Origin of the sequence: Paraburkholderia bryophila (assembly GCF_013409255.1) — a bacterium.
Classification (GTDB): Bacteria; Pseudomonadota; Gammaproteobacteria; order Burkholderiales; family Burkholderiaceae; genus Paraburkholderia.
In genome coordinates, this window is sequence record NZ_JACCAS010000001.1 from 1,454,204 (window position 1) to 1,474,318 (window position 20,115).

Sequence of the window (20,115 nt, forward strand, 5' to 3'; positions counted from 1 at the left end):
GACATCGCCACGCGCTGCGGCTGAACGCGCGAGAACACGTTTGACCGCAGCGCGTGGCGAGGCAATTACGTTTCTACGTTGGGTAGCGAAAGACGCTTAAATTAAACCGCCTTCGGATTGCGCTCCGTGAACCCTTCCTGATGCCAGTAAGGATAAGCGGGACGCACGGCGCTCGCCGCGTCGAGCTTCGCCATTTGTTCAGGCGTCAGATTCCAGCCCACCGCGCCGAGGTTCTGCCGCAACTGTTCCTCGTTGCGCGCGCCGATCAGTACCGTCGACACCGTCGGCCGCTGCAACAGCCAGTTCAGCGCAATCTGCGGCACGGTCTTGCCGGTTTCGGCCGCGACCTCGTCGATCGCGTCGAGCACGCGGAACAGATACTCTTCCGGCACCGGCGGCCCCATGTCGGCGGTTTTATGCAGGCGGCTGGTTTCGGGCAGCGCCTGGCCGCGCTTGATCTTGCCGGTGAGACGCCCCCAACCGAGCGGACTCCACACCACCGCGCCGACGCCCTGATCGATGCCGAGCGGCATCAACTCCCACTCGTAATCGCGGCCCACCAGCGAGTAATACGCCTGATTCGCGACATAGCGCGGATAGCCGTAGCGGTCCGCGACGTCCTGCGACTTCATCAGATGCCAGCCCGAAAAATTCGACACGCCGGTGTAGCGGATCTTGCCGGCGCGCACCAGATCGTCGAGCGTGGACATCACTTCGGCGATCGGCGTTTTCGCGTCGAAACCGTGCAACTGGAACAGGTCGATGTAGTCGGTCTGCAGACGCTTGAGCGCGGCGTCGACCGCCTGAATCAGATGAAAACGCGACGAGCCGACGTTGTTCGGACTGTCGTCGAAACGGAAGGTCGCCTTGGTCGAGATGATCGCCTTGTCGCGCTTGCCCTTGAGCGCCTCGCCGAGCACCGATTCCGATGCGCCGTTCGAATAGATGTCGGCGGTATCGAACATGGTGACGCCCGCGTCGAAGCAGATGTCGATCAGACGACGCGCTTCAGCGACGTCGCTGGTGCCCCACGCTTCGAAGAACTCGCCCTTGCCGCCGAATGTGCCCGTGCCGAAACTCAGTACCGGCACCTTGAAACCGGATGCACCCAGATGTCTGTATTCCATTGATGAATCTCCGTGGCCTAGCCGTCGATAAACGGAGGTTCAGTCTACGCGCGTCGGCAGAAACGCGTCGGCTAGCACGGCAGCTTTTGGCTAAGTTGTCAGCGTTGCGAGCGCGCTGCGCGTGGCGTGGATCACGCTGTCCCAGTCGCCTAACGCCGGCTGCCGGAATAGCCGCGCGCGCGGATACCAGGGCGTGTCGGTGCGCTCCAGCATCCAGCGCCAGCAAGTATCGAAGCGGTTCAGAATCCATACCGGCTTGTCTAGCGCACCGGCCAGATGCGCGGTGGACGTGTCGACGGAAATCACCAGATCGAGATTGGCGACGAGTGCCGCGGTGTCGGCGAAATCGTGGAGCGCTTCGGTGTAGTCGATAACCGTGTGACGGCCTGCATCGCTGTCGGACAACTGCAACGCGGCCGCGCCTTTTTGCAGGCTGAAGAACTGCACGTTCGGCACGTCGAGCATCGGCGCGAGGCGCTCGAACGTGATCGAACGGCGCGCGTCGTTCTTGCGCAATTCCGCGACGTGCGGCCGGTTGCCGCCCGCCCAGACGAGGCCGACTTTGAGTCGGCCGTTTGCGTGCTCGTTAAGACGCTCGCGCCATTGCTCGACGGCTTCGTTGTCCGCCAACAGATACGGCGTTGCCGATGGAATGCTCGCGAGGTCGGTCTTGAACGCGAGCGGCAAACTCAGCAGCGGACAGTGGCAATCGAACGGCGGCAGCGGCTGCCCGGCTTCAATCAACTGATCCACACCGTCGAGCGTCGTCATGAGCCGCATCAACTCGGCGGGCACTTCGAGCACGACCTTCGCGCCGAGTGCCGACACCAGCGCCGCATAGCGGCAAAACTGCAGCGTATCGCCGAGGCCCTGTTCGGCGTGCAGCAGAATCGTTTTGCCTTCAATAGAAAAATCGCCGAGCCACAGCGGCTGCGCGAAGCTGCGCTTGCCGGCCTTGATCCGGTTGCGCTCCCAGCGCCATTCGTATTTGCGAAAGCCGGCTTCGAGCTGCCCCATTTGCAGCAGACACAGCGACTCGTTCCAATGCGTTTCCGCCGCCGTGGGATTCACGGCCAGCGCACGCTCGTAACTGGCCAAGGCTTCCGCGTGCCGATCGAGGTCGATCTGCGTGAGGCCGAGGTTATTCCATGCATCGGCGAAAGTCGGCGCGAGTTCAAGGGCACGCCGGTAGCTAAGCTCCGCGTCTTGCGGCTGGTTCAGATCGCTGAGCGCATTGCCGCGATTGCTCCATGCATCGGGATAGTTCGGCTGCAACGCCAGCGCGTGATCGCAACTGGCGAGCGCATCGGCGGGACGGCCCAGATCGCGCAGCACGCACGCGCGATTGTTCCAGGCCTGCGCGAAAGCCGGCGTCAGCGCAATGGCGCGGTCGAAACTGCCGAGCGCGTCGAGCGGCTGGTTCAGACCGGCTTGCGCGTTGCCGCGATTGTTCAGCGCGTCGGGGAATTTGGCTTGCAAGGCCAGCGCGCGATCCGCGCTCGCGAGGCCTTCGTCGAAACGCTGCAACGCGTTCAACGCATAGGCGAGATTCGAATGAATCGCCGCCTGTTTGGCGTTGACCGTCAGCGCCTTCTTCAGTAAATCGACGCCCTCTTCCAGACGCCCGGCTTGCAGCGCGAGTGCGCCCAGCAATTGCAGCGCGTCGACATGACGTGGCTTGAGTTCGAGAATCTCGCGATAGAGTTCTTCGGCTTCGGCGAAAGCGCCGTTCTGTTGAAGCGCTACGGCTTGCCGAAGCATCGAGTCCAACTGTTGCGGCAGATTGGCAGGCTTGCCCATACGGTGAGCTTGAATTGAATGCGGGTGGAATCGTGAAAGCGCTTTCGAGGGCGATGCGGTGCGTTGATCGTGCACGCATCGCGTTCGAAAGAACGAAGCCGATTATCGCCGAAAAGACCGCATTCGAATGGCCGACTGCATTCAGTGGGAGCCGCGCGGGACGGATAGCCGTGCCGCCGTGCTCGCGGCACGGCGGTCCCACAGCGTCACGCTGCGGCACGTATCACACCGCAACATGACGCGTTTTACCGTGCCTGACGCGCGTTATTGCGTGCTGGTGGCCAGATGCTTGCGCTTGGCGAGATCCTGCGCCATGGCGTAGTGCGCCTGGATGGTCGGCAGCGCCTGCTTCGCGACCGCCTTCAACTGGTCGTCACGGCCCGACGCGATTTCCGCCTGGAACGCCGACAGCGCCTTCTGCTCGCCGACGAGCGCGACCTGTTCGATATAAGTCTTGTCGAAATCGGCGCCGCGCAGGTTGTTGATGCTGGCCAGCACCGCTGCATCCGGATCGTTCTTCGGCACGTCGACGCCGCGCGGGCTGGCTGCGCGCAGCGCGTCGGAGATTTTCGCGTTATCGGTCGAGACGCGTTCGGCGAAGGCCTTGACGTCGCGATCGGTGGAACGGGACGTCGCGATGCGTGCGGCGTCGCGTTGCGTCGCGACGACCTGGGTACCGTCGGCGATGAACGCCTGGTCCGCGGCGTGCAGACGGCTCGCATCGGCTGCAGCGGGTGCGGCTGTTTGTGCGTTGGCGACGTTGGCGACGAGCAGCAGACTGGCCATGCAGGCACCGGTGAATGTGGCGAGAGGCAAGCGGATCATATGTTTTCCTTGAGGTGGAAGCGAAACGACAGCGATGCGTGTGCGCCCCGCGTCAATCTGCGACGCGCGACCGCACTCCGACCTTGCAGTCAGCTTGCGGGCCGCTGACGGCGCCACGCTTTTATCGCTGTGAATTCTAGGAGGCGCGTCGTACCCCATGTGATACGACGCTGTGGCTTCTGTAACCTTAGGTAACCTTCATATGAATGCCTTGACAGGCCTGTATTGCGGCGGCTTGCTTCGCGCCCTGATAGTGCGTGGGTGTTAACCAGCACATACGTCAAGAATGCGGCTGAAACCGCAAGGAAACGCTGAATTTTCCGGCGCTCGCGCCGATAACAGAATGGTAGGGCGCGCGCCAGCGTCGAACGTAGCGATGCATGGCGTAACCACACGCACCGCAATTCTGGAGAGAGCCGATGGCCGTAGATCACCGCGCGAATGACGAACGCACCAACCTGACGAGTTCCAACAAGTTCGAGCTGTTGCTGTACCGGTTGGGTTCGGTTCCCGGCAGCGATCAGCATGAGCTTTACGGCATCAACGTGTTCAAGGTCCGTGAAATTTCGACGATGCCGCAGGTGACGCCGATTGCCGGATCGTCGCCGTATGTGATGGGCGCGGTGGATATTCGCGGGCAGATCATTCCGGTGATCGATCTGCCGCGATTGATGGGTTGCGAGCCGACGCGCGGTTTGAACATTTTGCTGGTGACCGAATTCGCGCGCTCGACGCAAGCGTTTGCGGTTGAGGAAGTCGACGATATCGTGCGGCTGGAGTGGAATCAGGTGTTGTCCGCTGAAGGCGCGGCGGGTGGCAATCTGGTGACGAGCATCGCGCGGATCGACGGTAATACGGGGGATTCGCGGCTCGCGCAGGTGATCGACGTGGAGCAGGTGTTGCGGGATGTGTTTCCTTCACAGCATCCTGCTGTCGATCCGGCGTCGGTGATGGGCGAGGCGTTGGGGATTCGGCGCGGGGCCAAGATTCTTGCCGCTGACGATTCGGGGTTTGCTCGTAAGTTGATCGAGCAGGCTTTGAGTGCGATCGGGGCGGATTATGTGATGACCAAGACTGGCGAGGAAGCCTGGAATACCTTGCAGCAGGTGGCGCGGGAAGCGCAGGCTAATGGTGGGCGGGCTAAAGACAGTATTGCTTTGGTGTTGACCGATCTTGAGATGCCGGAGATGGACGGGTTTATGTTGACCCGGCAGATCAAGGCCGATGAGCGGACTCGGGATATTCCCGTCATTATTCACTCGTCTCTTACCGGGGCGGCTAATGAGGCACATGTGAAGAATGCTGGGGCTAATGGGTATGTGGCTAAGTTTGCCGCTGCTGAGTTGGCGGATGCTATTCGGAATGCGTTAGGGAAGGCGCCTGTGGAGGTTGGGGCCTGAGCGGCGCTTTTTTTGGCCTTTCCTTGTGTTGTTTGTGGTCCATTAGCGTTCCCCCTGTGCGGGGGGCACCTACTTCTCTTTGCCGCGGCAAAGAGAAGTAGGCAAGAGAAAGCCGCTCACACCGCTAATTCTTAAGCGGGTCCCTCGCACAGTCTCGGTAGTGGCTCATCTGGAATCCGTGCCCCCGCACACTCCGCGCTCGTGGTACAGCAGTCATTCTTCCGGCGGCGCTGCGCGCGCCCTCGGGCGTTTTCATGTGACTGACTCTCGGGCTGTTCTTGATACGCGTGCCTCGTGCGGAGCAGGCCGCCACGCATATCACACTCCTAGCCCTAGCCCCGCCGAATAGCTCAATCGGCCAGTCCGGACGCCGGTTGTATTCAACATTTCGGGCGCGTGAAAGCGCGCTAGTTTCGCGCGTTGCGCCGGGGTACCGACGTCCATTTGTGCCAGCAATTCGGCCACGACGGCATACAAAATTCCAATCCCCCCGTCTTCGATTTTTACCGCGATTCCCACTGCACCCCGTGCGCCCCATTTTCGCGTCTGCTCCGACGCACGTACACCAATTGCGTAACTCCCGTCTGCACCGACCTTGCCGACGAGCGCACCGTCAAACGCCTCCATCAACGTCGTGCAAAATCGTCCCTCTCCGCCGACCAACTCCGGATACGCGGTCATCGCCCGATAAATACGCGCCAGCGCCGCCGTCCGCGGCTCAACCGCCAACGCTCCATCGACCTCATCCCGCGCCGCAGCCAACTTCGCGAACAGGCGGGCAAGACGGTCCAACGCAAACGCCGGCGTCGGCAAAGTGCAGCCATCCGTCGCCCATCGCACCTCGCCTTCCGGCAAATCACAAACCTCCGCGACCGTGCGCTTCACCCGCACCTGCAACGGATGCTCAGGCCGCTCATACCCACTCATCGATTCGCCAATCGAACGCGCGCCCGCCAGCATGCCGACATGTTTGCCCGAACAATTGCTACACACCGCCCCAGGCTTGAAATCACGCTTCAACCAGTCGATGTACACCGCATCCGACAAAGGCGTATGCCCGCCGCAGCGCAAGTCCGCTTCGCTCGCCTCGACCTTCGCCAGCATCCGTTGCGTCCGCTCGATATGACGCGCCTCGCTACTATGCGACCCACACATCAACGCCAGATCCGCCTCGTCGAAACCAAACCGCTCAAGCGCCCCCGTCTCGATCAGCGCCAGCGCTTGCGCCGGCTTCGCCGCGGAACGCACCAGCGTGACACGCGAGGGATCGCCGAACGAATGCAGCAGCCGGCCACTCGCATCCACCACCGCGATATGCGCCAGATGCGTGTTCTCAATCACATCGCCACGATAGACAGTCGCCGCAACCGGCGCCGATTCCCGCAATGTCATAGTCAATCTCCGTCCGATCGCCTGCTAGTTGCGATCACAATGAATAGAACGTTCGCGAGCGATTCTACGTGTGCCCGCCAGGCGAACGCAAACCCAACCCTCGGCACAAGCCCACGCCGAAAAGCGCCTTAAACGAAGCCCTAAACCCCATCATGAATGTGCTCGACCAGGTAATCGATCAGCGCCCTCACCTTCGGCGGTAAAAAGCGATTCGGCGGATACAACAACCACACCTCCCCCACGTACGCGCGAGCCTCAAGTCGCCAATCCGGCAACACCTGCACCAGTTCGCCACTTAGCAGCGCATCCGCAGCGGCAAACTCCGGCACGCTAGCTATCCCGAACCCCTGCTGCGCAGCTTCGAGTCGCGCCCCTGCATGATTGGCAATGTAGCGCCCCTTCACCTCGACGCTCTGCGTCTCCGTACCACGACGAAAGCGCCAACGGTTGTCATTGGCGGTTTCGCCAAGGTAGATGCACGCATGCTTGAGCAGATCCCGCGGCGTCACCGGCGTCCCACGCTCGTGCAAATACCCCGGCGACGCCACCAGCAACCACCGCACCGTCCCCAACCGGCGCCCCGCGAGACTCTCCGGCGGATGCTCGGTCAAGCGGATCACCAGATCGACATCCTCCGCGAGCGGGTCGACATCGTGATCGGTGAACAACAGTTGCAAGTCCACCTCGGCATAAGCGCGTAAGAAACCCGCCATCAGCGGATGAATCACACTCCTGGCAAACTGCGTCGGCGCGCTCAAGCTCACCTTCCCTTGCGGTCTGCCGGCCAGTTGCCCGGCCGCATCGACCGCGCCCGATGCAGCGCTCACCATGTCGCGACAAAAACGCGCCACCTGAGCGCCCGATTCCGTGACCCGCACGGTACGCGTCGACCGTTCGAGCAAACGCGTCGCCAGCGCGTCCTCTAGCCGCTTGATCTGCCGGCTGACCGTCGACGGCGTGCTCCCCAACTGCCGCGCCGCCACCGAAAAATTGCCCGCATCGACCACCCGCGCGAACACCGCCATATCCGGCAGCAAGGCGAAAAGTTCGGTAGGCGTCATCGTGGCGGACTCGTCGGTGATAAATCGATTAATGCATTCGCGACATAAACGCTGTGCACGGCGACCCGATTATCACCTCAGACGCAAAACCGGACAATACGCACTTATCCGCCAGAGGTCCGTCATGTCGCAACACGCCCAACAAGCCCAACAAAAGAAACAGGAACGCCTGCTCCTGATCTCCGATCTCATGCTGCTCGCCGTCGCGGTCGTTTGGGGCACCAGCTACGGCGTGGTCAAAAGCGCGCTGGTGTTCTACCCGGTGCTGGGTTTGCTCGCGCTGCGCTTCGGCATCACCTTCGTGATCCTTTCGCCGGCGCTGCGTCACCTGCGCGCAGCCGACGCCCGCACCCTGCGCGGCGTCTCGATCGCAGGCCTGCTACTGCTCGGCATCTTTCTCTGCGAAACCTTCGGCATTCTGCTGACGCGCGCCGCCAACGCCGCGTTTTTGATCAGCCTGTGCGTGGTGCTGACGCCGCTCGTCGAATGGATGATGCTCAAGCGTCGGCCGAGCCGCGTCGAATGGATGGCGGTGGCGCTGTCGCTGCTGGGCGCATGGCTGCTGGCCGGCGACGGCGCGCTCAGCCTCAATCCCGGCGACGCGCTGATTCTGCTGGCGGCCCTGCTGCGTGCGTTAACGGTCTGTGTGACGAAGCGGGTCATGCGCGATTCGGCGTTGCCGCCTTTGACGGTGACCGCCGTTCAATCGGGCGTGGTGGCGTTCGGCAGCGCGGCGGCGGCTTTGCTGTTCGCGCCGCAACAGTGGCGGGCGGTGCCTTCGCTGGCAGGGCATCCGGCGTTCTGGGGTTACATCGCCTATCTGGTGCTGGCGTGCACGCTGTTCGCGTTCTTCGCGCAGAACTTCGCGATCAAGCGCAGCAGTCCGACCCGCGTGTCGTTGCTGATGGGCAGCGAACCGGCCTTCGGCGCGCTGTTCGCCTGTCTGTGGCTGGGCGAACGGATTTCGGTGAGCGCGTGGGTCGGCGGTGCGCTGATCGTCGCGGCATCCGTTCTGGCAACGGTGCGCTGGACCGCATGGCGAGTGCGCACTGCGGACGCCTGAAACAGCGCCCGCGTGCGTCGTCTTCTACAGCAGCGGGCCATCCCGCTCACAGCTCAACGCGACGCAACGGCACCCCGTTCGCTGACCACCTCGCCACGCTGCAACACATACGCGATCCGCTCGCCCTGCCCGGTCAGCAGGCCGATATCCTTGAGCGGGTCGCCGTCCACCACCAGCAGATCGGCAATCGCACCAGCCTTCACTGCACCCAGCTTGCCGCTCAGATCGACGATCTCCGCCGCAATCGTAGTCGCCGAACGCAACGCCTCCAGATTGCCGAGCACGTCCGCACGAATCCGCAACTCGTCGCTCTGGAACGTGTGCATCTCGCCCAGCAGGTCCGAGCCGAAACCCATCGGCACACCGGCCTTCGCGTAGATCTGCAACGAGTCGCGGCCCGCTTGCCGCACGGTTTCGATCTTCGCGAGCGAATCGGCCGGCAAGCCGTAATCCGCACCGTGTTTGGCAAGCGCATCGTAAGTGACCAGCGTCGGCACGACGAACGCGCCATGCTCACGCATCAGATTCGCGGCGGCCTCGTCGACGAGATTGCCGTGTTCGATCGTGCGCACGCCGCAGCGGATCGCGCGCGAAATCGCCCGGCCGGTGTAAGCGTGCGCCATCACGTAGGTGTTGGCCGCTTGCGCTTCGGCGACGATCGCGCGGATCTCATCCTCGGAATACTGCGTGTTGCCGATCGGGTCGGTCGGCGACGCGACGCCACCGGACGCCATGATCTTGATCTGCGTCGCACCCTTCTGGATCTCCTCACGCACGGCGAGCCGCACGGCATCCACACCGTCGACCACGCGCGCGATCGCCCCCGCACGGAACGCGCACGAACACGGTTCGAGCGTGTCGCCACGCGGCCGGAAATCGCCGTGACCGCCGGTCTGCGACAGCGCCTTGCCCGACGGGAAAATGCGCGGCCCGGGAATCAGGCCGCTTTCCAGCGCCTGAGTCAAACCCCAATCCGCGCCGCCCGCATCGCGCACACTCGTAAAACCGCGACCGAGCATCGCCTTCAGAATCGGCAGTGCGCGAATCGCGGTGAGGATATTCGGCTGCGCGGCGTTCACACCGAGGTTCGCCCGCGAAGCGAGCACATGCACGTGACAATCGATCAACCCAGGCATCACCGTCTTGCCGCGCGCATCGATCACGCGTGCGTTGGGCAGGTCCACCGGACGATCGGTGACTTCGACGATATGGCCGTTTTCGATCACGACATGATGATGCTCGAGCAACGCGCCCTGCGTCAGATCGAGTACGTTGCCGCCGCTGATTACCGTAATGCTCATTGCTGTCTTCCTGACTGACTTGACCGACTTGACTGGATGAAGGAATTCGCGCGGCGCGCAATGGCCGCGCGCAGACTGACTCAGGCTGACTCAGGTGTCGAGGTGACGCGACTCGCGCACGAAGAACGTACCGGTGAGGCTGATGGCCGCGGCAATCATCACGTAGATCGCGGGCGCCATATTGCTGCCGGTCGACGCGATCAGCCACGTAATGAAGAACGGCGCGAAACCGCCGAAAATCGTCACCGCGAAGTTATAGGCAACGGAGAGCCCGGTAGACAGCACCTTGGTCGGAAACAGCTCGGAAAACGCAGCCAGGATCGGCCCCGTGTACATCGCGATCAGCAGACCGAACACGCCCTGAAACACCATCAGCGAAGCCAGTCCCGGCGCGCGATTGATATAGGCGAACATCGGCCACGCCAGTAGCAAAATCGCGGCGGCGGCGCCGGACAGGAAGCGGCGGCGGCCGAAGCGGTCCGCCAGTTTGCCGACCACCGGCGCGAAACACATGATCATGAAACCGCCGAACATGCCCGCCGAAAAACCGGTGGATTGCGGCAGGTGCAAGGTGCGCACCGAATACGTCGGCATATAGAACAGCAGCACGTAGGTGCAAACGGTCCACAGAATCACCATCGAAAAACTCGCGAAGGTCTCGCGCGGAAAACGTTGCAGCACTTCGGCGAGCGGCGAATCGTTTTTGGCTTCGTCGGCGACGGCGCTGAAGGCGGGTGTTTCATCCATGCGGCTGCGAATGAAATAGCCGACCGGCCCGATCAGAATGCCGATCAGGAACGGCATTCTCCAGCCCCACGAATGCAGCGCGTCGGCGCTCAGGCTCGCGGTCACGAACGTGCCGACCGCCGCGCCCAGCAACACTGCAAAGCCGATGCTCGATTGAATCCAGCTCGAATAGAACGCGCGCTTTTCCACCGGCGCGTATTCGGTGAGAAACGCGGTGGCGCTGCCCATCTCGCCACCGGCCGAAAAGCCTTGCAACAAGCGCGCGACGACGATCAGCACCGGCGCCCACAGACCGATCTGGTCGTAAGTCGGCGCGAGGCCGATCAGCGCGGTGCCGAGCGCCATCAGCAGAATGGTCAGCGACAGCGCCGCCTTTCGTCCGACTTTATCGGCGTACACGCCCAGCACAATACCGCCCACCGGACGCATGAAAAATCCCACGCCGAAGGTGGCCACGGCGAGCAGCAGCGAACTCAGCTCATTACCGGTCGGAAAGAACAGCTTGGCAATGATGACCGCAAAGAAACTGTAGACGGTGAAGTCGAACCATTCGAGCCCGTTGCCGAGCACGGTGGCGACAATGGCGCGGCGCCGTTGCCGCGCGAGCGTATCGACGGACATCGTGGCGTTGGATACAAGCGTTCCTTGCATGGTCTCTTTCCTCATCGGCCGCGTGTCACGCGGGAGGCAGGCGGAAGTATCGGCAACTCGCCGCGCCGTGCTCGAACCTCGAACCTTAAACGGCGCCTTCGCATGCATAACGCCGATCCTAGTGAGACCAGAATTGTTTTCGAAACGATAGATTCGCATGCATGCATGCGTACAGCGCATGCGAAACTGTTTTCACAGTGTTTCAGGCCGTTCCGGAGCGTTTCAGGTCAGCACGCCGCCGCGTTGTTCTTCGGCCTGCTCGAACAACCAGCGTGTGAACGTGCGCGCCGCCTGGTTCTGCGAGCGGTCGTTCGGCGACACCACGTAATAGCCGCCGCCATGGCTCGCCGAAGCGTGCGTGGCGCGCACCAGCAGGCCTTCGTTCAGACACGCGTCGATCATATTGCGCCAGCCGAGCACGACGCCCTGGCCGAGAATCGCCATCTGCACGAGTTGCGGATAATGATTGACGACGACCGACCGCGGCACGGCCGGTAACTGCACGCCGTTGAAGCCGAACCATTCGGACCACGACATCCATTGCCGCTGACCGTCTTCCTGCACCAGCAGGGTTTCGTGCGCGAGCGCTGCCGGGTCCAGCACGCGGCCGGCAAGATAGCCGGGCGAACACACCGGGTACACCTCTTCGTCAAACAGTCGACGCGCGGTGAAATGCGGTTCGGCACGCTGGCGTATGTAGTACAGACCCACGTCGAATTCCGCGGGCGACAGCGACGCGAGTCCGTCGCGCACGATCATTCTGATCTTGACGTTCGGATGCGCGGCACGAAACGCGCCGAGCCGCGGCGTGAGCCACAACACGGCGACGCCGGATGAACACGCAATCGTCAGTTCCTGATCGCCGTAATGCTTCATCACGTCGAGGGTCGCTTCGGAGCAACTGGCGAGCAGCCACTGCACCTGCTTCGCGTAGCCTTCACCGGCGATCGTCAGACGTAACGCGCGGTGCTCTCGCACGAACAGCGAGCGGCCGAGAAAGTCTTCCAGTTGAGCGATCTGCCGGCTGATCGCGCTCTGCGTCAAATGCAGTTCGGCGGCGGCCTTGGTGAAACTGGCATGCCGCACGGCCGATTCGAATGCGACGAGGCACTGCAGCGGGGGCAAGGGAGCGATGCGCATGATGACGGGAACCGGATGACGATGACGCCATCATAGCGGCCGCGCAGGCCGCTTCGATCAACGGCTCGGCGCGAGCCCGTCTTCCGGTTCCAGCGTACGGGTGCGCTTGAGTTCCGGGAAGAAGCGCATCCACAGCAACGCGACCGCAATCGTCGCGATGCCGCCCACTAGTACGGCGGGTTGCGCGCCCCACCATCCGGCCGTCACCCCTGATTCGAATTCACCGAGCTGATTCGACGTACCGATGAACAGCGAATTGACCGCGCTCACACGTCCGAGCATCTCCTCCGGTGTACGCAATTGCACGAGCGACAGACGCACCACCACGCTGATCGTATCGGACGCGCCCAGCACCATCAGCGCGAACAGCGACACGAAGAAATCATGCGACAGCCCGAACACCACCGTGGCCGCGCCGAACGCGATCACGCCGCCGAACATCGCCGCGCCGGGCCGCTTGCGTAACGGAAAATGCGCGAGCCACACGGTGCCGGCGAGCGCGCCGATCGCGGTGCCGGAGCGCAACAGACCGAGACCGAGTGGACCGGTATGCAGGATGTCGCGCGCGAACACCGGCAACAAGGCGGTCGCGCCGCCGAACAGCACAGCGAACAGATCGAGCGACAGCGCGCCGAGAATCACCGGCTGCTTGCGAATGAACGCGATGCCCGAGAACACCGATTCGAGCGTGACCGGTGCGCGATTGGCGGGCCGGGCCTGGAGCGGAATCCCCCACACGGCGGTAGCCGCCGCGGCGAACGACAGCATGCACGCAAGATAGGCCGCGCCGGGACCGATGCCGTACAGCAAACCACCCAACGCGGGACCGGCGATCTGCGCGGTCTGATTCGCGGACGTGGCCCACGCCGTCGCTTTCGGCAACTGGCCGCGCGGCACGACGGCAGGCAACAGCGACGCGACCGCGGGCGATTCGAACGCGCGCGCCGCGCCGACGCAGGCCGCCAGCACGTAGATGACCGGCGCGCTGATCCAGCCGCCGAAGGTGCCGCAAGCGAACAGCAGCGCCGCGACGCCTTCGAGTCCCTGGCAGATCGCGGCGATGCGGCGGCGGTCGTAACGGTCGGCGACCTGGCCGACCACGAGCGTCAGCACGAACATCGGCAGAAACTGTGCGAGGCCGACGAGGCCCAATGCGAACGCGCTATGGGTGAGCGCGTAGATATGCCAGCCCATTGCCACGGCGAGCATCTGGAATGACAGCGAGGAGAGAATGCGGGTGCACCAGAAACGTTGAAACGCAGGGTGTTTCGGCAAACTGACGGGTGAGGGGTCGGCGGGCGCGGGAGGCATCGATATCTTGCTCTTGACTAGGCTGGCGGGGGCGGCAGCTAGTTTAGAGCAAGATCGGCGCTCGTGTGATTCCGCGCCGCACGGACCATTGCAGGACTTATTACGCGGCGTTTCGATGCCATGAAGCGTCCCACATAGCGAGCGCGCCGCGCGACGAATCAGGCTCGACGGCTTTCGCTATCGGGCCGCCATCCCACTTCGCGAAGCGCGGCGAGCAGGCGCTCCGCGCCGATCGCTTCCGCTCGAGCGCCGCGTGCGGTCAGATCTTTTGCGGCCAGCAGCGCGTTGACGATCGCCTCTTCGACCGCCTCGGCCGCGGCCGAGAACAGCGCCGACATGTGATCGTTATTGACCATCTCGACGGCGGTGGTCGGCGCGCCGACGCGTCCATAGTTCGCGACCGGCAAGCCCGAGTTGCCCACGGAAAACGCGAGGAAGATATCCCCGCTCGGGTCTTCCGTGCCGCCGCCCATCCGCGCAATACCGACACTGCCGCGCTGCGCGAGCCGCGTGCATTGATGCGGCAACAACGGCGCGTCCGTGGCGATGGTCACGACGATCGAGCCCATGCCCGCTTCGCCGGTGCGCCCGTCCGCGGTCTCGCGAAACGGTGAATGCACCTGTTCCAGCACTTCGCCCACCGGATAACCGGCGACGCGCAGCGCGTCGCGCCGTCCATAGTTCGCCTGCACCAGAGCACCGACGGTCCAGCCGCCCTCGCCCGTTTTCAACACCCGCGACGCCGTGCCGATCCCGCCTTTGAACTCGTGGCAGATCATTCCCGTGCCGCCGCCGACGTTGCCTTCCCCCACGTCGCCGGACCGCGCTTCGGCACGCGCCCGCTGCACGTGATCCGCAGTGACGTGCTGCCCCCAGATGTCGTTGAGCAACCCGTCGAAGGTTTCGAGCACGACCGGCATGCACCAGTAGACGTCGCTCGCCACCGCATCGCGCTCGGCGGCGATCAGCGCGTCGCGCACCACGCCCACGCTGTGTGTATTGGTGTACGCGATCGGCGTGGTCAGCAGACCGGCTTCGCGGATCCATTCAAGGCCGGTTGCGTCGCCATTGCCGTTCAGCACGTGACAACCCGCGAAGCACGGCTGCAACCGCGCGCTGCCGGCGCGCGGCTCGATGATCGTCACGCCGGTATGCACCGACGCGTCCCCCGCTACGACGTTCAACGTGTGATGCCCGACCCGGACGCCGGCGACGTCGGTAATCGCATTGAAACGCCCTGGTGTGCCACGTCCGATACGGATGCCGAGTTCTCTCGTACGCATTGCCTGTCTTCCTTCGATTCAAAGTTCGCGAAACGTCACGCTATGACGTGCCCACGCCGCGTACATCGCGAGCGCCAACACCAACAATCCGCCGATGATGTACAGATCCGTCGGCTTGGCCGCGCTCTGCATCGTCGTGTACAACACGTAGCCCGCGCCGCCGAGTGCCACCAGCGGCGGCAGCGGCCACAACGGCATGCGGTAATGATGCTCGACGTCGCGCCGCACGATACGGCTCGCGAGCGCCGCCAGCGCGATCACCATGTAGATCACCAGCAGCAGATCGACCGTGAACGCCGTGAGGTCGTCGAGGCTGGAGACGAACAGCAGCAGCGTCGACGGAATCGCGAGCGTCAACGTGGCGAGCCACGGCGAGTCGAAACGCGGATGAATATGCGTGAACGCGCGATTGCAGCTACGCACCCACAACGCGTGCCGTCCGCTGCTATAGAGCAGACGTCCCACCTGAATCACGATCGCGATGATCGCGTTGAACACCGACAGGAAAATCCCCGCGCTCACCACGCGCATCACCGTCGGGTTGCTCAGTTCGCGCACTACGTAGCCGATCGGATCGGCGCTCTTCGACATATCGATCAGCGACGGCGCGCCGAGCACAATCGCCGTCAACGGCACGAGTTCGACGAGCAGGATCACCAGCAGCGAAAACATCACCGCCTTCGCCACGTTACGATTGCCGCCTTCGAGGTCTTCCGCGAGAAACACCGCGGCGCCGAAGCCGTTGTAGCAAAAAATCGCCGTGCCTACGGCCGGAATGATCGCTGCGGCGGTCGCCGAAATCAGCGTGCCCTTGCTCGCCAGTTCCGGATGAACCAACGCACTGAACGCGCGATGCGGCTCGGAGAAACCGAGGTAGGCAATCAGTAATAACACCAGGACTTCGACCGTCAGAAACGCGCCGGTAATCCACGCGTTGGTCTTGATGTTCAGAATACCGAGCACGTAACTCAGCACCACGATCGCCAGCGCCACCGACTGATTGCCGAAACTCGTGCCGAGCGCGTTGTTCAGGTAAGGCGCCGCGCCGCTCGCCAGCACCGCCGGAATGAACACGCTGACCGCCAGCACTGCAATGAAGGTCAGATAGCCCGGCAACGCGCCGAACACCCGCTTGGCCATCACATACTCGCCGCCCGCGCTGCGGTGCGCCGCGCTCAATTCCGCGTAACACAGCGCGAAGGCCAGCGCGAGCACGCCGCCCAGCAGGAACGACAGCACCGCCCCGCTGCCGGCCTGCTGGATCGCGAACGGCGCGATCACGAAGATCGAACTGGCGGGCGTCACGCCCGATACGGTAATCATCACCACGTCGCGCACGCTGAGCGACTGCTTCAGCGAGTGCGACGTGCCCAGCTCGACAGAGACGGCTTGCGCCGCGCCCGATGTTTCGGTGATCGCCATCGTCCTCTCTCCTTTGCAATGATTTTTTCAGCGCCCATACTTGAGCACCGTTGGGCGGAGTGTAGGAAGCCAATTTGCGCGCCGCTATTACCGCTTGGGGTTACGCCAATTAGGTGGAGACGCATGGATCGACTGTTCACGGAAGTAGCGATGCATCAAGCGCTGGCGCGCGTGATCGACCATCTGGGCGGCCCCCGGTTCTGGCGCAATCTGATTCTTCTGCTCGACGAAGTGATGCCGTTCGATAACGCATTGGCGGTACTGATCGGACCCGACGGCGTGCCGCGCGTGCTCGACGAGTTCGATACCGGCGGCACGGACGTACCGTCGCCGGTGCCGCTTTATCTGAACGGGCTGTACCTGCTCGATCCGTTTTTGCAGGCCGCGCACGACGGTCTCGCCGACGGCCTCTATCGGCTCGAAGAGGTCGCGCCCGATCTGTTCCGGCAGAGCGAATACTTCCTGAGTTATTTCCGCGACGCAGTCGGCGAAGACGAATTGCAACTGATCGTGAAGCTCGCGCCGACGCACGACGTGGTGTCGTTGTCGCTCGGCGCGAAAACGCGCTTCGACGTCGAGGCGCTTGGACGTCTGGCGGTCTGCGCGCCCTGGCTGATCGCGACGATCCGTCAGCACCAGGCGCGCCTCGCCACCGAACCGGGCAAGCGCGCCGACAGCGGCGATCTGTCGGGCCGGGTCGAGCGTGCGCTCGCCGGGTTCGGCGCGGAGTTGCTGTCCGAACGGGAAATGTCGATCGCGCGGCTCGTGCTGCGCGGCAATTCTTCGAAAGCGATTGCCGAGCGACTCGCGATTTCGCCGGAGACGGTGAAGGTGCATCGGCGCAATCTCTACAACAAGCTCGGCATCTCGACGCAGCCGGAGCTGTTTTCGTTGTTCATTCAGGCACTGGGGCATGAGGAACAGTAGGCGATTCTGCGTTGCGCTCACGCCCGCTTTCTCACGCCGTTCCCCACGGCCGGCAGCCGGTTTAATGCATGCAGCATAAACGACTCCTAGCTGAGTCGGCACATCGACAATCCGCTCAATTCGCGTTCAAACAACGGCGATAAATATGATGTAATGGCCGGATCGGGCGCTGCAGCCGCCTGCCTCACCGTTCAGGCGGCGAGGCACGGGGAAAACGATCGTCAGGCTGAGCGCTCATCCGGATATTTCTGGCAGATTCCTATTCGACACCGATGAGTACAACCCGAGTATCGCCGTGGGGCATTCGCAAGCTCACGTCACTGCGCGCGCTGCTCGCGCAGGCATTCGTCCCCGCCGGCCGCAACCTGCAGTACATGCACAACCGGATGCGTCCTCTCGCGATCATCGCGGTCATTGGCTTTCCGCTTTATTTCTACGTCTGGCACGATCTGTTTCCGCAGCCTTACGAGAATCTGCCGCTGCGGATCGTCGGCTCCCTGCTGTTCATGCCCATGCTGTTCGCCGAGCATTGGCCGGCATCGCTCAAGCGCTTCATGCCGTACTACTGGTACGCGGCGGTGTTCTATTCGTTGCCGTTTTTCTTCACCTTCATGCTGTTGAAGAACAACGGCTCCGACGTGTGGATCCAGAGCGCGTTGATCGCCGCCTTCGTGCTCGTGCTGCTGCTCGACTGGCTGATGCTGCTGCTCAATTTCGTGATCGGCATCGGCGTAGCGTGCCTCGCCTACTGGTTGACCACCCATCCCGCGGTCTTCAACACGGCCTATCCCACCCATCTCGCGATTTTCTCGTTCGCCGTGGCGATCGGCGTGCTGGCGAACTACGACATGGAGCGCATCCGGATCGAGCAGGAGCGGGCCATGCTCGCCACCGCCGGCAGCATCGCGCATGAGTTGCGGACCCCGCTGCTCGCGATTCGCGCGGGCGCTTTAGGTCTGGGCCGCTATCTGCCGTCGCTGCTGGAAACCTATTCGATCGCGCAACAGGGCGAACTGCCGGTGCCGAAGATCCGCCGGGCCCATCTTCAGTCGATGGACGGTGTCATCTCCCGGATCGAACAGGAGGCGCTGCATTCGAACGCCATCATCGACATGTTGCTCGCGAATGCGCGCTTTACCGGCGGCTTCTCGCACGGCACCTTGCATTGCTCGATCGGCGAGTGCGTCAGAGCCGCGCTCGAACGCTATCCGTTTCGTGACGGCGAACGCGAGCGGGTGCTTACCGACCTCGCGACGGACTTCACGTTTCACGGCGCGGACATGCTGATGACCCACGTGCTGTTCAACCTGCTCAAGAACGCGCTGCGCAGCATGGCGAGCGTCGACAGCGCGCTGATCTCGATCCGGCTCGTGACCGGGCCGCGGTCGAACCAGTTGCTGTTCCGCGATACCGGCGTGGGCATTGCACCCGATGTGGTGCCGCACATCTTTACCCGCTTCTACACGTCGCCGGCCGGCGTCGACGACGCGTCGATCGGCACCGGCATCGGCCTGGCTTTTTGCCGCGACGTGATGCGCGACATGGGCGGCGCTATTGACTGTCAATCTGTCGAGGGCATGTTTACCGAATTCACCTTGACCTTCCCCCGAGCTGGAACAGGAACATGAGCACGATCAAGCCATTCTATTTTCCGACGACCGTCACCTTCGTCGACGACAGTCCGACCTTCCTGTCGAATCTTTGCCTGCAACTCGACTCGCAGCTCGCATTTCAGCTCTTCAGCGCGCCGGCCGAAGCGCTGCAATTCGTCAACAGCAGCCCCAGGCCGAGTTCGCCGAACCAGCCGATCTTCGCGCCGTTCCGCGACCGTACCGACGAGGACGTCGCGCAGCAGGTCATTTCGCTGAGCGTCAACACCGTGCGCAACCAGGTGCACAACGCGCAGCGTTTTGGCGCGACCTCGGTGGTGGTGGTCGACTACGACATGCCCGGTATGAACGGCCTCGAATTCTGCCGCCGCATGACCGACCCCGCCGTGCGCAAGATCATGCTGACCGGCAAGGCGGACGAGCACATCGCCGTGCAGAGTTTCAACGAGGGGATCATCGACCGCTTCATCCGCAAACAGGACGTGTCGGCGATCTCGTCACTGAATCGCGCGGTGCGCGACATGCAGAACGCTTATTTCGACAACATTTGCCACTCGATACTCGATACGCTGGCCCTGTCGGAGTACGCCTTTCTGCGCGACGAGGTGCTGGCCACGCGCGTGGCCGAGCTCTCCAGCGCGCTCGGCATCGTCGAACACTACCTCTCGTACAGTCCTTGCGGTCTGCTGATGCTCGACAGTAAAGGCAGCACGTATCTGCTGATCGTCCATACGCCGGAAACGTTGCGCGGCGTGCGTGAGATCGCCGTTGCGCAGGAGGCGCCCGCGGCTTTTCTGGCCGAGCTCGATAGCCACCGCCGTCTGCCCTACTTCTGGCAATCCGACGGCGACTACCCCGCGCAATGCACGACGTGGGAAGACTACATGTACCCCGCAACGCGATTGAGCGGCCGGCAGGAGTACGTGTACGCGGTGATTCCGAATCCGCCTGGACTCGATCTGGAACGGGTGATCAGCTACGACAGCTATCTCGAGAAGCTTGACCGCGATATGGAAAAGACATGGCGCTCGAGGAACTGAGCGCCATGTCCGGCG

General features: G+C 63.0%; 16 protein-coding genes. 5 read left to right on the forward strand and 11 right to left on the reverse strand.

Features of this window, described 5'->3' with window-relative positions:
• Positions 1-101: 101 nt before the first annotated feature.
• From GGD40_RS06465 to GGD40_RS06475, 3 genes are all read right to left on the reverse strand, one after another.
• Positions 102-1,127, reverse strand: coding sequence for an aldo/keto reductase (locus GGD40_RS06465; RefSeq protein ID WP_179705693.1), 1,026 nt, complete (start codon positions 1,125-1,127; stop codon positions 102-104).
• A 90-nt stretch (positions 1,128-1,217) separates the two neighbouring features.
• Entirely contained in the window at positions 1,218-2,927 is a 1,710-nt protein-coding gene (locus GGD40_RS06470) for a tetratricopeptide repeat protein (protein WP_179743152.1), read from the reverse strand.
• 264 nt (positions 2,928-3,191) lie between these two features.
• Complete coding sequence (locus GGD40_RS06475) at positions 3,192-3,752, reverse strand: DUF4142 domain-containing protein (RefSeq protein ID WP_179705695.1); 561 nt, start codon at positions 3,750-3,752, stop codon at positions 3,192-3,194.
• A gap of 419 nt (positions 3,753-4,171) precedes the next feature.
• On the opposite strand from GGD40_RS06475, the gene GGD40_RS06480 reads away from it, so the two are divergent.
• Complete coding sequence (locus GGD40_RS06480; protein WP_035551471.1) at positions 4,172-5,152, forward strand: chemotaxis protein CheV; 981 nt, start codon at positions 4,172-4,174, stop codon at positions 5,150-5,152.
• Positions 5,153-5,470: 318 nt separating this feature from the next.
• Here the strand turns inward: GGD40_RS06480 and GGD40_RS06485 are convergent, their stop codons facing one another.
• Both GGD40_RS06485 and GGD40_RS06490 read right to left on the reverse strand, forming a co-directional pair.
• Positions 5,471-6,544, reverse strand: a complete 1,074-nt coding sequence (locus GGD40_RS06485) for an asparaginase (protein ID WP_179743153.1) — start codon at positions 6,542-6,544, stop codon at positions 5,471-5,473.
• Positions 6,545-6,684: 140 nt separating this feature from the next.
• Positions 6,685-7,605 (reverse strand): LysR family transcriptional regulator, encoded by a 921-nt coding sequence (locus GGD40_RS06490; RefSeq protein WP_179743154.1) that lies wholly within the window; start codon positions 7,603-7,605, stop codon positions 6,685-6,687.
• 124 nt (positions 7,606-7,729) lie between these two features.
• Between GGD40_RS06490 and GGD40_RS06495 the strand changes: the two genes are divergently transcribed.
• A complete protein-coding gene (locus GGD40_RS06495; RefSeq protein ID WP_179743155.1) occupies positions 7,730-8,668 on the forward strand; it encodes a DMT family transporter in 939 nt (312 codons plus the stop codon).
• Between the two features lie 53 nt (positions 8,669-8,721).
• Here the strand turns inward: GGD40_RS06495 and GGD40_RS06500 are convergent, their stop codons facing one another.
• The 6 genes from GGD40_RS06500 to GGD40_RS06525 all read right to left on the reverse strand — a co-directional run bounded on the left by GGD40_RS06500 (position 8,722) and on the right by GGD40_RS06525 (position 16,523).
• A complete protein-coding gene (locus tag GGD40_RS06500; RefSeq protein WP_179743156.1) occupies positions 8,722-9,969 on the reverse strand; it encodes a metal-dependent hydrolase family protein in 1,248 nt (415 codons plus the stop codon).
• Between the two features lie 90 nt (positions 9,970-10,059).
• A complete protein-coding gene (locus GGD40_RS06505) occupies positions 10,060-11,367 on the reverse strand; it encodes an MFS transporter (RefSeq protein ID WP_179705703.1) in 1,308 nt (435 codons plus the stop codon).
• Between the two features lie 222 nt (positions 11,368-11,589).
• Complete coding sequence (locus GGD40_RS06510) at positions 11,590-12,507, reverse strand: LysR substrate-binding domain-containing protein (RefSeq protein ID WP_179743157.1); 918 nt, start codon at positions 12,505-12,507, stop codon at positions 11,590-11,592.
• Between the two features lie 57 nt (positions 12,508-12,564).
• On the reverse strand, positions 12,565-13,818 hold the full coding sequence (locus GGD40_RS06515) for an MFS transporter (protein WP_111934680.1): 1,254 nt from the start codon (positions 13,816-13,818) through the stop codon (positions 12,565-12,567).
• Between the two features lie 158 nt (positions 13,819-13,976).
• Entirely contained in the window at positions 13,977-15,101 is a 1,125-nt protein-coding gene (locus GGD40_RS06520; RefSeq protein WP_179743158.1) for a P1 family peptidase, read from the reverse strand.
• A gap of 18 nt (positions 15,102-15,119) precedes the next feature.
• Positions 15,120-16,523, reverse strand: coding sequence for an APC family permease (locus tag GGD40_RS06525; RefSeq protein WP_179743159.1), 1,404 nt, complete (start codon positions 16,521-16,523; stop codon positions 15,120-15,122).
• Between the two features lie 123 nt (positions 16,524-16,646).
• Here GGD40_RS06525 and GGD40_RS06530 point away from each other — a divergent pair, with 123 nt between their 5' ends.
• The 3 genes from GGD40_RS06530 to GGD40_RS06540 all read left to right on the forward strand — a co-directional run bounded on the left by GGD40_RS06530 (position 16,647) and on the right by GGD40_RS06540 (position 20,100).
• The gene (locus GGD40_RS06530; RefSeq protein WP_179705709.1) at positions 16,647-17,450 is read left to right on the forward strand and encodes a helix-turn-helix transcriptional regulator; all 804 of its coding nucleotides are present in this window, start codon (positions 16,647-16,649) and stop codon (positions 17,448-17,450) included.
• A gap of 272 nt (positions 17,451-17,722) precedes the next feature.
• On the forward strand, positions 17,723-19,078 hold the full coding sequence (locus tag GGD40_RS06535; protein WP_257030363.1) for a sensor histidine kinase: 1,356 nt from the start codon (positions 17,723-17,725) through the stop codon (positions 19,076-19,078).
• Positions 19,075-20,100 carry a response regulator gene (locus tag GGD40_RS06540; RefSeq protein ID WP_179743160.1) on the forward strand — a complete coding sequence of 342 codons (1,026 nt, stop codon included), beginning with the start codon at positions 19,075-19,077 and terminating at the stop codon, positions 20,098-20,100. The genes GGD40_RS06535 and GGD40_RS06540 overlap by 4 nt, the downstream gene beginning before the upstream one ends.
• Positions 20,101-20,115: the final 15 nt, after the last annotated feature.